Raw genomic sequence first — 13454 nt, forward strand, 5'->3', positions numbered from 1 at the left:
CATTTATCTTATTAGAAAAGTAATCCCAACTCGGAAATCCTATTCTTACTTCAACCGCCTCCCCCGGATAATGCAGGCCGCTATCGGAATAAGAATGAACACCGCTTACGAGGTAGTCAACCGACGCAAATTTGTGGTGAGGTGCGTATCCACTACGCACACCCATCACCTTGGGATTATCCACGTCATCCGCGAGGAAGAATGTTGCGAGTATATGATGCATAGCCTAGCTTAATATGCGTGATCAACACTTTTTACTACAGAATTAAATAAATCCAACCCTTTCTTACCGTTTACCGTAAGAACGCCACTCTTGAATATAAATGGATCAATATTCTTCGATACACTGAAATTATAAAGCGCATTGTTCGGGATCGTTGCCTTAACAATGGCAGCATAATCCGCAGAAAAATTCGCGTAAGTCAGCACCTCGTTCAAGTTGAAGCCAAATTGCTTCATTTCACTACCCGCCGGACCAAAGGTAAATTGTCCGGACTTCATGATCGAATGGTACTCCTCCGGACTCACAGCCCGATATAGTGTCGTAAGCGGCCCTTCGAGCCCCTTAACAGCATCGTTGCCCACCGCCCTCGTCATACCCAAGAGACCAGCGCCCTTCAGCGTACCTGTCACGAGCCCCTTAACCAGCCCAGTACCAATCAAGTCATCCGGCGAGAACATCGGCAACTCAAGACCCTGGGCCTTCGCCTGCGCAATCTGCCAACTCTTGTCCAGCACCTGGCAGTCTGCGGAGCCTCCGGCTGACCCACAACCCATGGAGGTCTTCTGATCCTGAATCCAGTTAGCCAGCGACTGACAACCGCTTCCCTCACACTTGGTCAGGCCATCGGCCAGGTTGTCGTTGGTCTTCTGATCCGTTGCGGCATAGATATTGGCGGCTGCACACGCCGACCAGACGCCGTTCGCGCATTCCCGCTTGGCTTTCTCGTATGCCAGCCGGTCCTTGGGGCTCAGGTAGTTATTAGCCGCCTCATTCTGCGCCGCGCCAGCCGCAGCAATGCCGTTCTGCCCCAGCGCATTGGCCAGGCCACCACCGGCCAGCATCGCCATGCCAACCACCACCGCCTGGTTGATCGGGTTGGCACGGTCGGCGTTGATCTCGATGCCCAACGCTCCACCCACCATTGGCGACACCACCGCTGCAGTGGCCCCACCAATCGCCCCCGACTGGCAGTCGGCGCCACTGGCCGCTCCTGCCGCACAGCCCAGTGCCGCGTGGCTGGCAATGTTCTCCCATGTGAGCGACTCGGTCTTCGCCCCGATCTCGTTGGCTCCCAGCGCCGCCGCTTGCGCCACTAAGCTGCCAACAAGCGCCTTCCCAAAGCTGCCGCCATAGGCCACCGTGCCCACCGTGGCATTGATCAGGCCCGTGCCCACCATACCAATCGCTTGTTGCGCGATCGTGCTGGTGGCGCCGTCCTTGGTGGCCTGCAGCACGCCTCCAAGCGTGTTGGTGCCAGCCAGGTTCGCCAGGCTGTTGGTGCCTTTCAATACGGTGTCGAAGCCGTTCACCCCGAAGCTGGTGCCATCGAAGGTGATGCCGTTGGTCAAGCCCGCCGTTGCGGCGCCAACCAGCCCAGCCACGGCGATCTTGCCGAAGTCCACTTGGCCGTTCACTAGCTGGCTGGCGAGGCTGCCCGCCATGCTGGAGAGGGCCGCCACCACCATCGCCTGCCCCAGCGTGAGCGAGGACATGGTCGCCAGCGTTGCGCCAAATGCGGCCGCGGCAGCACCCGCTGTCACGATGGAGGCCACGACCGCGGCCACCATGGCCACAATCTGTCCCAGCGGCCCGAAGCCCTTCTGCTCCTTGATGAAGTGCGTATGGATGTCATCGCTGAGCGTGCCCTCGGTGTAATCCACCCCAAGGTTCGCCTTCAGCTGCGCAATCAGCGCATTGGTCGCCTCAACATCCACCGTGCCATCCGCACGCGTGATGCGCAGCGCGTCGTTGACCGCGTGAATGGCATCGGCCTCGATGTTCATGTGCATTGCGCTCATGAACCCGCCCGGCTGCACCACCGTGCCGGTCATCTCGTTCCACCCCCCGGACACGCGGTAGGCCGACTTGCCGATGTCGACCACGTTCGGGCTGAGGTCGAGGCTGCCCGCCTTGACGCTCAATGTGTCACTGGCCGACACCACGCCGCTGTTGCGCAGCAGCCCGGCAATATCGAGGTTGACGTTGTCACCAGAGATCGTGCCGCCCGTCGGCGTGGTCAGCGCCTGCGCATAGCCCTCCGGCAGATAGACCTGCGGCACCAGCGCGTTGACGGTACCGCACGCCGTGCTGGCCACCGTGTTGCAACTCGGGTCCGGTACCGCCTGCTGCACGTACCACAGCATCGGCGCATCCAGCGCCTTCACCTGCTCCGGCGTCAGCGCCGTGCCCAGCGCAAGGTTGTTTTCCTTCGCGTAATCCGCCGCATTCCGGTACAGGATCAGCTTTTCCTGATCCGTGACCGAGAGCTGGTATTGGCTGTCGTAGGCCAGGCCATTGATAAAGCTGGCTTGGCCTGTCTGCTGCAGCGCGGCCTGCTGCAGCTTCTGCGATTCGGTGTAGGGGTCGTAGTAGAACGTCACGCTGCCCGGGCGCAGGTCCGCCGGCAGCTGCGACAGCAAGTCGTCCGGCGTCACGCCGGCCAGCACCGAGGTGGCCGTCGAACCCGTCAGGTATCGGGTGCGATCGTCGTTGGCGCTCGGGCCTGTCACGGGGGTGCCGCCCAGGTTGGCCGTGAAGTGCCAATCGACGCTCTGCCCACCGCCCGCCGTTGGGGCGGACGGCGTCGCCACGATCACCGGACTGAACTGCCACGGCTGGGTCGGGTCGACGGCCGGCGTGGCGGGCGGCAGTGTGCCGCCCGGTGCCTGGGACGGGCCCAGCGGAATCACTTGCCGGGGTTCGGTCGCCGGCGGCGTGGGCTGATTCGGGCTGGTATAGCCGTTCACCAGCGCCGCGCCGGCGAGGTCCACCTGGCCGCCCATCAGGTTGCCGGTGTTGAGGATCTGGCCCCCCGAGGTCACCGACAGCACATTGCCGGCCTGGATGCCCGACTCCAGGCTGCCCAACACCGCCGTACCGGACGTGGTGTGCCGCTTGTCGGAACTGAACGACCCCGTCTTTTCCACCCACAGACCGGACCAGTCCGCGTTCAGCGCAAGACTGCTGTTGTCAACCGCCCCGGCCATGGCGACTGTCACGTTGCGCCCACCGGTGATCAGGGCGCCGTGATTGGTCAGCGTGGTCCCGGACAGGTTGACGTCGCGCGCCGCCAAAATCACGCCGGCTGGCCCCGCTGCCGTGGTCTCGTCCGCTGCGCACTGGCTCTCCTTGTAACTACCGCCCGGATTGCAGCCGCCGGCATAGCTCGGGTTCAGGCTGCCGTAGCTCTTGTGCAGCGTGACCGGGTCCATGGTCTTGTTGACCAGGGTCGGCGCGCCGATCGACACGTCGCCGTTCAGCGACTGGATGACCCCGGACTCGTTGGTGACACGGCTGGTCGCCGTCAGGCTCACATCGCCTTGCGCGGCGAGCGTGCCATTCAGGTTCTGGATGTTGGCGGCAGTGATCGTCAGCGACTGGCCCGCCGCTACCGTATTCGGCGTCTGTTGCCAGGCGAGCGATTCCACACGTGCGGTACCGCGCTCGCAACAGCTCTGGGAGCCCTCCACGCAGCCCGCCGTGCTGGTGACCCCGGCGTCATAGAACCCCTGGTTGGTGAAGGTGCCCGGCGTGGCGATGTGGATATGGCCGGCCGCCGCCAGATCCCCCGCATTGGTCAGGTCACCGGTGCCGGTCAGATTCAGGTTGCCGCCGGCCGTGATCTGGCCGGCCTGGCCCAGGCGCTCGGTCACGCTCGATTGGCTCGGCGCGGTTGCAGCGCTGCCACTGGCCGTCTGTTTCGGTGTGAACGCCAGCCAGCCTGGCGGAGCGCCGCAGCTGTCGCCATAGCAAGTCTCCGGCGGCGTGCCCCACACGAGCGGTCCAGTGGTATTGGCCAGCGCCGCCAGTTGCGCCATAAAGGCGTCCAGGCTGGACTGGTTGACGGTATCCGTCACCCCATCGAGCAGCGACGCGGAGCGGCCATTGTCCAGCGACGCGACGTTAAGCGTCGCATCTCCGCCGGCCGAAATGACGCCGCCCTTGTTAGACAGCGACGCGGTACTGATGTCGAGGTTGCCGCCAGCGATGATCTGGCCGGCGGTGCCGTCGGCCTGCTTGACGATGGTGCGGCTGACGGTTGGCACCCCGCCGATCGCCAACATCTCGCGCTCGACGAGCACGCCGGGACCCATCTCATAGCGGCTGGTCGTCGCTGCGCCAAGATGCCACATCGGTACATCGACCGCGGATCCCTCTACGCCGGTATAGGTGCGCTCATTGGCACGCACCGCGAACACACTGCCATCGGGATTGCGTGTCAAGTCGCCGAATGTCACGTCGACGGGCGGGCCATCGTAGGTTGTGTTGCATCCCGCGTCGCCGGCGCAGATGGTAGCTGTCGTCGCATGGCTGCCGATCACCGTCGAGTTGAGCAGCGCATCGTTGGTGACCAGCGTGGTTGTGCTTCCGGCGTCGACCGGAGCCGTACGGTCGTTGATGATCGAGGCGGCAGCGATGTGCACGTCGTCGTTCGCGCCGATCACGCTGCCAATGTTATTGAGCGTGCCAGCAAGATCGATATTCAGGTTGCCGCCCGCCTGGGTGGTGCCTCCACGGTTGTCGTAGTCGCCCCCGGCAATGCTCACGTTACCCAGGGCCTCCACCATGCCCGGGTTCACGGTGTTCCCCGACAGGGCGAGGTCGCCGTTGGCATGCACCGTGCCGCTGTTCGTGAGCGTGCCGGCCGACAGGCTCAGGTTGCTGCCCCCGACGATCTGGCCACTGTTATCCAGCGTGCCGGCGGTAGCAAGCGTCAGATCCCCCGCCTTCTGGATCGTGCCCGTGTTGCTGATGCCCTGCGTGGCGTTCAGCACCACGTTGGCACCCGGGACGTCCCACGTCCCCGTGTTGCGGATCGCCAGCACCGAGAGCGTCAGCGTGCGGTTGGCGTTGAGGGTTCCGGTCGCGGAGCCGGACGGATCGAAGGTCTGGTTCGGCGCGTTGAGGGTCAGGTTGTTGCCTGCCAGCAGCTGGCCCGCCGCGTTGTTGAAGCTGCCCTCGCCGCCGGTGATGGTGAACGTCAGGTCGCCCGTGGCCGGGTTCAGGCGGCTCAGGTCGCCGGCGAAGATGGTGCCGCCTGCATTGCTGGTCAACGCGCCGGTGTTCACGCTCAGGCTTTGTGCGCCGACAAGCAGGCCCTGGGCATTGTCGAGCGTACTGGTGGCGCTCACGGCCACGGCTTGCCCGCCCAGCGTGCCCCGGTTGACCAGATCCGTCGCGTTGACGTTGACCTGGTCGCCCACCATTGCGCCGGTGTTCCTGACAGCGCCGCCCGAGACATCGAGCTGCCCGGTTGTCACGGTGACACCGCGGTTGGCAACCGTCTGGCCGGAGAGCACGGCCTGGGTCGCCTTGGTATCGCCGGCGAGGGTCAGCGTGCCCGCCGCGGCCGCATCGAGCTTGCCGTTGATGGCATTGGACTGCCCGGCTGCCGATCCGATCGTCACGTCGTGGCCGCCCAGCGTCGCATCGCCGCCGACCCAGGGCAGATCCGCCACCGTCAGGGTCTGGCCCGCGGCGGCAGTCAGATTGCCCCGGGTCATCACGCTGCCCGCGAGATCGACGTTCTGGCCGGCACTCACGCTCGCGTTGCCCATGCTCGCCAGCGCGCCGCTCACGGTTGCCGAGCCGCCCGATGCCTGGATCGCCGCATTGCCGCCACTGCTGACATTGCCCGCTACCGTGACGCCCTGCCCAGCGGTAATCGCCGTATCGCCATCGCTGGTCAGCGTGCCGTTGACGCTGGCGCTACCCCCCGTTGCCGTGATCGAGGTCCTGCCGGCGCTCTGGGCCTGGCCACCAATGGCGACGTCCTGCGCGGCGGCGAGCGTCAGGTCCGCGTTGCTGCCGATCTGGCCGGTGGAGCTGATGCTGCCGCCCTGCGCGGTCACCGATACCGCGCCGGTGGCCAGGACCTCGCCGCCCAGGTTCGCATCCGTGCCAGCCGTGACGGTCAGCGTGCCCGGCGAGACCACGCTGCCCGCCGTGGTGACGCTGCCGCTCACACCGGTGAGCGACACGTTGCCGCCCGTGCTGCCTGCCGCACCGTTGATGGCGAGATTGCGCTGCGTGGCCAGGTTCAGGTCGCTGGCCGAGACCACGCTGCCGTCCACGGTGGTGTCGCGCGCGGCGCTGAGCTGGATGGTCCCGGGCGACATGACATCGCCGCCAAGGCGAATGTCGCCCTGGCCGTCATTGCCGGCGGCGGAGACGGTGATCCGGGAACCGGACACTGCCCCATCGACGTCCACGCTGCCGCCGGCAGCCAGATTCACCGCGTCCTGCGCCTGGACGCCTCCGGCGCCGCGAATCGACCCACCGGCAACGACGCCAACGGCTTGATTCGCGTTGAGCGTGCCACCGAGCGTCGCATCCTGGCCCGCGCGCACGGTATAGCTGCCTTCGGCCTGGCCGTTGCCCGCGGCATGGACGCTGCCCGCAGCGGTCAGGCCGATATCGCCCTTGCCATACGTGTTGGCGACCTTGAGGTTGCCGGCAGAATCCAACGTCAGATTGCCAGCCGAGGCGGCCAGGTTCCCGTCGGTGCGCACCCCGACGCCCGCCGCAGTCGAAAGGATGGTGATCTGGCCGGCGGTCATGGCCCCAAAGGCGGTCGCGTCGATTGCCAGGCCGTTGGTTGCCGTGGTGTTGGTGGCGGCGTTGTTGGGACCGGTGGCAGTGGTGCTGAAGCCATTGCCGGCCGGTGTGACCAGTTGGCGGCCGGCCACCACATTGATTTGGTCGCCGGCGTAAAGCGCGGCATCGATCCCAATCGATTCCGCGATCAGGTTGATGTTGCCAACGGTGCCCTCGATACCGGCCCCATTGGGGTTGCCGGGCGCCGCGTTGCCAATCTGGATGCGTCCGCCCTCCACCAGGTAGCCCGCAGCCGCTGCGGCATCAAAGCTGGTCGACGCGTCCGTGGCAGACAGGAACTGTGGCACGCCGGTCGTGAGCGTCACCTGTGTGGTGTTCGTAAAGCCAGCGCCGCTGGTGTAGACGCCGCCGGGCGCCGCGATCACCAGTCCGGCCGGCGCGCCGAAGATCTCGACCGTGCCGTTGATCTGCGCGGGCGCGGAGCTTGTGACCTGGTTGATCACCAGGTTTGCCGGGCCGGACGTGGCGAGATTTGGGTTCGCCCCCACTTGCCCGCCGAGGAAGGTGCCGCCGCCCGTCGTGCTGTTGTTGAGAATCAGGCCGATGGGATCCACCACCAGCGACCGGTACTGGTTCAGCGAAATGCCCGCGGCATTGGGTGTCGTGATCCCCACGACGGGAACGCCGCCTTCCGGCGCTCCGGGTCCTGTCGTCGTTGTGATCGTCGGCTGGAAGCGCACGGGCGCTGTCGGGTCCACGATGGGCGCAGCGCTCGCTTCAGGCAGGCCGAAGCTGACCACCACCGGCAGAAGATCGAACGCCCAGCGCAGCAGGCCCTGGCGCACGGCGCCTGCATGCATCGCCGGGGCCTCGACAGCCACCGCCCCCGCGCCCAGCACGCCGGCAGCTTGTTTGGCCTGTTGCAACGACACCTGAAACGGAGCCAGCCACGTTGTCACAGCCACTGCGGCAGCCAGCGCGCGCGCGGCGAGACTGCGGCGGCCCCTGTCGGCCAACGACAGGTCCGGCATCTCGCCCTGTGGCGCCACGAGGCTGGCTTGCGTGACGGTGACCGTGTTGGCTGGCTGCTTGCGAGACATGGAAATCCTGACGATGTTTTGGCTGCTTGTTCTTGCGTCGAGGGAGGTGGCGTCGCGCTCTGGTTCGCGCGCCTGCGCGTGCTTACTGGCTGACCTTTGCCTTGCTCAGCAACTGCGTGACCAGAGCCGTAGTGGCGCGCTCCAGGGCCTGCGCCTGCAGCGCCTGCTGGATGCCGGCCTTCACCGCGTTGAACTCCGGAACCTGGGTCGGGCGAACCTCGTCGACCTTGATCAGGTAGAAGCGGTTGTCCACGGCGATCGGCGCGGCGCTGACCGCGCCAGCCGGAAGTGCCGCGATGGCCTGTGCGAGCGGCAGCGGCAGCGATTGCGTCTTGCCCTCCTGCACCGGCACCTTGAAGCTCACCCAGTCCATCGCGCCGCCGGCAACCTTGGACGGCGCCAGGCTCACCTGCTGGGCGACCCTGGCAAAGTCCTCGCCTCCCTTGATGCGGGCCAGCGCCGCGTTCGCACCGGCCTCGTCCGCCACCTGAATCACGCGCGCCTTGTATTCCTTGTCGCCGAGCGTGGCCACAATGGCGTCGTAGCGCGCCCTGACCTGCGCGTCGGTCACTGGCGCCGGCTTGATGCGGTCCTTGAGCCAGGCCTGGGTGAGGATCTGGTTCCTCGCTTCGCGCAGCGCTTGCTGCACGTCGGCCCGGCCTTCCAGCGACTTGTCCTTGGCGGCTTCCTGCCGGAACAATTCCCGCGCGATCAGCTGCTGGGTGATCACGCTGCGCGCCTGGGGGCTGTCGGGCAGGCCCGATTGCTGCAGCGCCGCTGTCACCTGCGCATCCGGGATCTGTACCCCGTTGACCGAGGCGGCGTGGGCCGGCGGCACGGTGGCCTGCAGGCCACCGGCAATCGTGGAAATGGCAATGAGACGCGCGATGGTATGCATGGTGGTTTCCTCAGTAGACCCAGTTGAGCGTGGCCAGCAGCAACGCCCGCTTCGGACCGAGATAGTTGGGTTGGGCAAGCGGCAGGCCGACCAGCAACTCGCTCGTGAAGGTCTGGCGCGCCCACTGCGCCGACAGGCGCACGCCAGCGCCGGTGCCGGCCACGGACTGCCAGCGCCGGGTGGCCACGTACTGCGTGTGGCCACCGTCGAGAAACAGGTACGGCTCCATGCGCACGCCGGCGAGCGCCGGCGCATTGGCCCAGGCGAGCTCGTTGCGCCAATAAGCGCCGCGGTCGCCGGCAATCACCCCCTCGCGAAATCCGCGCACCGTGCTCATGCCGCCGGCATAGATCTGCTCGGAGCCAAAGAGCGCGACATGGGTCCACTGTCCCACCAGCTGGCTGCGCCACGCGAACAGCGCCGTGTCGAAGGCCTTCGGCAGCGACAGCTGCCAGGTGACGTTGCCGTCCAGCTTGGTGAACTGCGCGTGCGCCTCGTCCGAGCGAATGTCGGATGGATCGCGGGTCGCGTTAACGGCGGACAAGCCCCGCGAGACGCCGATCTCGGCCGTGCCGTAGCCCGGCTGGCCGTTGGCCGTGAACCGGCGCAGCCCGCTCCAGGCCGCGCGCAGTACGGTCAGACGCTGCGGGTCGAGCGCGAAGTTGTTGATTTCCCGTTCGGTCTTGCGATGGGTAAGTGTCAGGTCGAAGGCCTGCCGGCCGCTCTGGCTGCGCGTCAGCACGCGGTTCCAGCCCACGGTGTGGCCGAAGGTGCGTCCAACCAGCAAGGCCGTGTCGCCGATGACGTTCTGGTACTCGGAGGCCGACCCCGTGTAGCTGAAGGTGTTGTAGCCCCAAGGCACTGCCGCCGACACGACGGCCGCATTGGTATCCAGCGTGCCGGTGTAGCCGGCTGAGAGCGATTCCTGGAATCCCAGCGCGTTGTCGACATCCATTCCCAGCCGCGTGCGCGAGATTCCCGTTGCCTTGCTGCCGTAGTTGTCCACCCCGGCACTGAAGCGGAAGCGGTCACCAGGCTGGTTGGTCAGCGCCACGATGGAGCTGCCTGGTGTCTGGCCCGGCTGGATCTGCAGCTCGGCCCGGTTGCGGCGCAGCCGGTTGAGCTGGTCCACGCCCTGTTCCAGATCCGGCAAGCGCAGCGTGTCGCCGGGTGCCGGAAACTGGGCCGCCGTACCAGCGTCGGTCAGCCAACCGCCGCCCACGGTATCGAACCATCCTCCCAAATTGGGGCGGATCGAGCGGCCGTTGAGCTGGATCGATTCCACTCGGCCCGGCACAACGGTGATCACCAGCACCCCGCTTGCCAGGTTCTGCTCCCCCAGGTATGCGCGCGTGGTAATGTACCCGCGGGCGACAAAGGCTTCAGTAAAGCGCCGCAGCAACAGGTTGATCCGGTTCGTACCCAGGGCATGCCCAACGAAGGGTGCGGTGATCGCCTGCGCCTCGCTGTCGGACAGGACGGTGTTGCCCTGCACGTCGATGCGCCGGATCTCAAACGTAGCCGAGGTCTCCGGCACCGACTCGACTGGCGCATCGGCGGGCGGTATGGTGGGCACCTCGATCCTGGCCGGAGGCTGGGTGGCCTCGCGCTCCAGTTCGCGCTGGCGCTGCTCCCGCAGCATGCGCTGGGCTGGGTCCTCGGGCGCGACCGGCGCGGGCAGCGGGCCGGATACTTGCGCCCATGCCGGGCCGCAGGCCAGGATGGCGGCCAGTGCGATACGACGCACGGAACGAACGTAGCGGGCAGAACGCACGGATCGCCTCATCGCCAGAACCAGGAAGTGAGACCGAGGTGGTTCTCGATGGTGACGGGATCGCGCTGGCGCGGGCGCGTCACGGTGGCGTTGCCTGCAATGGTCACGGCGCCGTCAAAGCTGCCACCATCCGCCACGGTGTCGCCATCGATCTGCGTGTGGCCCCGTGCCATCCAGCTGCCGCCGACATCCATGGCATACAGCCGCGCCCACGTATCGCCAAAGAACGCCTTGAAGCCCCGGCCCCGGGCAATGGCCGTATAACCCGTGATACCAGTCGCATAGGTCACGGGAGCGGTCACGGTCAGGTCGCCCATGGCCATGACCTGGCCTCCCGCATTGATGGCGGCTTTGCCGGCCTGGATCTCGATATCGCCGCCCGCGGACAGCAGCCCGCCGGTGACGGCCGTGGTGGAAGACGCCGAAGCGCGGCAGAAGATCAGGCAGGAGCGCTTGAAGTGCGCGGTGCCCGTGGCGACGCCCTCGGTACGGAATGTGTTCGTGGCGGAAATCCGGATCGGACCGTCGTTGGCATAGATTTCCCCACCGTAGTTGGTCACGTTGCGTCCGGAAATGGTGGTGCCCTTGTCCGAGAGCAGGTAGGCGATCTGATCGGGCCGGTCCGTGGAGCCGTAGTCCACGTCGAAACCGGCACCGCGTTTGGAGAGCACCAGCCAGCGACGCCCGCTGGCGCTGTAGAACGTCGGCTGCCCGGCGTTCGCGCCGGCCTGTTTGCCGATCTCATTCGACACGTCGCCATCGGCGTGAATGCGCAGGTAGCCGTTGGAGAGCATGCGCGCGTAGCGGTTGACGACGTTGCCGCCCGCGCTGACCTCCACGTCGTCGGCCGCCCCAAAAAGGATGCCCAGATAGGTCGGCGTCGACAGATTGGTGACATTGCCGCCGGCGAGCACGGTGACCGCGCCCCCAGATGCCGACTCGCCGGCAATGCGGGTCTGGCCCTGGATCAGGCCGCCCGTATTCGCCAAGTCCGCATCCGACTGGATCAGGACACCGCCTTCCTTGGCGACCAGCGTGGATTGCATGGCGGTGGAGTCGACCACCACGGAGCCGGCGTGCAGACGCACATCGGTGGCCGCCAGCACATGGCTGTCGTGCTGGGTGAATGACCCACGCGTCTCGATGGCGATGCCGCCGCCAGAGGACTGGACCGTGGCGTCCTGCAGCGTCAGGCTTTGCGCCCGGATGCCGGTACCGGCCACGCCGTCGAGATCGGTGCTCGCGAGCGTCGCATCACCCGTCTCGATTGTCACCGTGCCAGCGCTCGAGGTCAGCGCCGATCGGCGGCTTCCCGCCTGCGTCGTGAGCGTGGGCGCTGCGACCACGACGTTGCCGCCCGCGGTGCCCTCCGTGCCGCTCAGGATCACGCCGGCACCGGCATCAAAAATTCCGATGCCGCCGCTGGCCGCGAGCGTCGCATCCGTCAGGCGCACGGGCTGACTGTGGACTTGCCCTTTAGCACCGATCACCAGATCGCCAGGGGCACTGGTGCCAGCGGCGAGCGTTGCCTGCAACAGGTCGACGCGATCCGAGGCAACCTGGATATAGCGTCCCGCGCTGACGTCGCCGGTCCCGATGAAGCCGCCGCTGCCGATCAGCACATCCTGCTTTGCCGAGATTTTCCCTGAGGCGAGCAGCAGGTCGCCGGAGCCGGACACCACAAAGTCGCCCGCGGTCGCAAACGCCGATCCCGCGTGGCGCACCCCGGCGCCTTGATCGGTAACGAGAAGCTCGACGCGTCCCGAACTGAGGCTGCCTGCGGCGGTGATGTCGATCGCAACGCTTTGCCCCGCCGTGCCGGGCGCCGCCGAGTAGGTGATCCAGGGCGTCAGGTTATCGGTGGGCGAGACGCTGGTATCGATCTCTGCGCGACTGCTGCCCGCCACGGCGCGAACCCGGGCATTCGGGTTGCTATACAGGTTCGTGACCGGGCCGCCCACACGAATCTGCTTGGCAACCAGTTCAAGGTTCAGCAAGGTACCGGAAAGGCCATCGGCGCCGACCTCGATCGCGCCCTGCCCTGTCTGGATGACGAGGTTGCGCTGCAGTTGCCCGTTGGCTGTGTTGAAGTCGTTGAACGTGACCTGACCTGTCGTCAGCGCCAGATTGCCGACGCCGTGCACGGTCAGACCGTTCACGGAAATCCCGTTGGGATTCGCAACGATGACATGGGCATGAGTGGTGCCCAGTACGGACAGCGGCCCTTCCAGCACGGAAGGGCTGGTGCTCGTTACCTGGTTCAGGATCGTTCGGGCCTGCGCCGCACGGTTGTCCAGATCAACGCCGGCGCGCGGGACATTGAATTCGCGGTACGTGTTGGTGGACACGCCGCCAACAGGATTGGCGATACCAACGGTGGTACGCCCGCCAGCGCCGGTCGTGACGGTGGTCTCCGTCCCACCGTCCGGGACGACGCCGGCAGCGAGCGCGTCGATGGCAATGGCTGTTGCCGCCGCGGCAAACGCTACCGTAGCCAACCACAAGGCCACGGCGCGCCCGCGCCCCTTGTGGCTAGCCTCGCCCGAAAATACCCGTTGCTGCTGCACTTGCCGCGCTCCCTTTCTGGTTGAGCGCGGTCTGCTGGATGTGTGGCTACGGACAAGGGCCTGCCGGAGTCTCCTTTATACGTAGCGCGATTCGCCGCGCCAATTTGGGCGCGACATTATCGGAATGCGTTAATGCCGTATTTAGGAAAAATCCGATTTGAATTAGATTTAACACAAATTGACATTTCAGTCGCCAAAAAACAACGAAAGGCTAAATCTGTCATGTTGGCGATCAACTGGGCGTTGTTGCATAAATCTGGGGTCGGTTGGGCTGACGTTTACGCGCAACGGCTGGAACGCTGGCTCTGTTAACTTCTGACGAAGCGGCGTAGTG

The 13454-nt window shown here is 65.9% G+C and carries 4 protein-coding genes; all 4 read right to left on the reverse strand.

What is annotated here, in order from left to right:
* Positions 1–231: 231 nt before the first annotated feature.
* Positions 232–7881: a filamentous hemagglutinin N-terminal domain-containing protein gene (locus ACIP1U_RS19420; protein WP_400318010.1), complete on the reverse strand. Its 7650-nt coding sequence runs from the start codon at positions 7879–7881 to the stop codon at positions 232–234.
* Between the two features lie 82 nt (positions 7882–7963).
* Positions 7964–8779, reverse strand: coding sequence for a peptidylprolyl isomerase (locus tag ACIP1U_RS19425; RefSeq protein ID WP_400318013.1), 816 nt, complete (start codon positions 8777–8779; stop codon positions 7964–7966).
* 10 nt (positions 8780–8789) lie between these two features.
* Entirely contained in the window at positions 8790–10565 is a 1776-nt protein-coding gene (locus tag ACIP1U_RS19430; RefSeq protein WP_400318015.1) for a ShlB/FhaC/HecB family hemolysin secretion/activation protein, read from the reverse strand.
* Positions 10562–13120 carry a filamentous hemagglutinin N-terminal domain-containing protein gene (locus ACIP1U_RS19435; RefSeq protein WP_400318018.1) on the reverse strand — a complete coding sequence of 853 codons (2559 nt, stop codon included), beginning with the start codon at positions 13118–13120 and terminating at the stop codon, positions 10562–10564. Before ACIP1U_RS19435 ends, ACIP1U_RS19430 begins: the two co-directional genes overlap by 4 nt.
* Between the last annotated feature and the right edge of the window lie 334 nt (positions 13121–13454).

The sequence above is a fragment of the Cupriavidus sp. NPDC089707 genome (assembly GCF_044748965.1).
Classification (GTDB): Bacteria; Pseudomonadota; Gammaproteobacteria; order Burkholderiales; family Burkholderiaceae; genus Cupriavidus.

Coding starts and splice junctions, on each gene's coding strand:
- ACIP1U_RS19420 (WP_400318010.1), bottom strand. CDS start 7,881: ATGTCTCGCAAGCAGCCAGCCAACACGGTCACCGTCACGCAAGCCAGC.
- ACIP1U_RS19425 (WP_400318013.1), bottom strand. CDS start 8,779: ATGCATACCATCGCGCGTCTCATTGCCATTTCCACGATTGCCGGTGGC.
- ACIP1U_RS19430 (WP_400318015.1), bottom strand. CDS start 10,565: ATGAGGCGATCCGTGCGTTCTGCCCGCTACGTTCGTTCCGTGCGTCGT.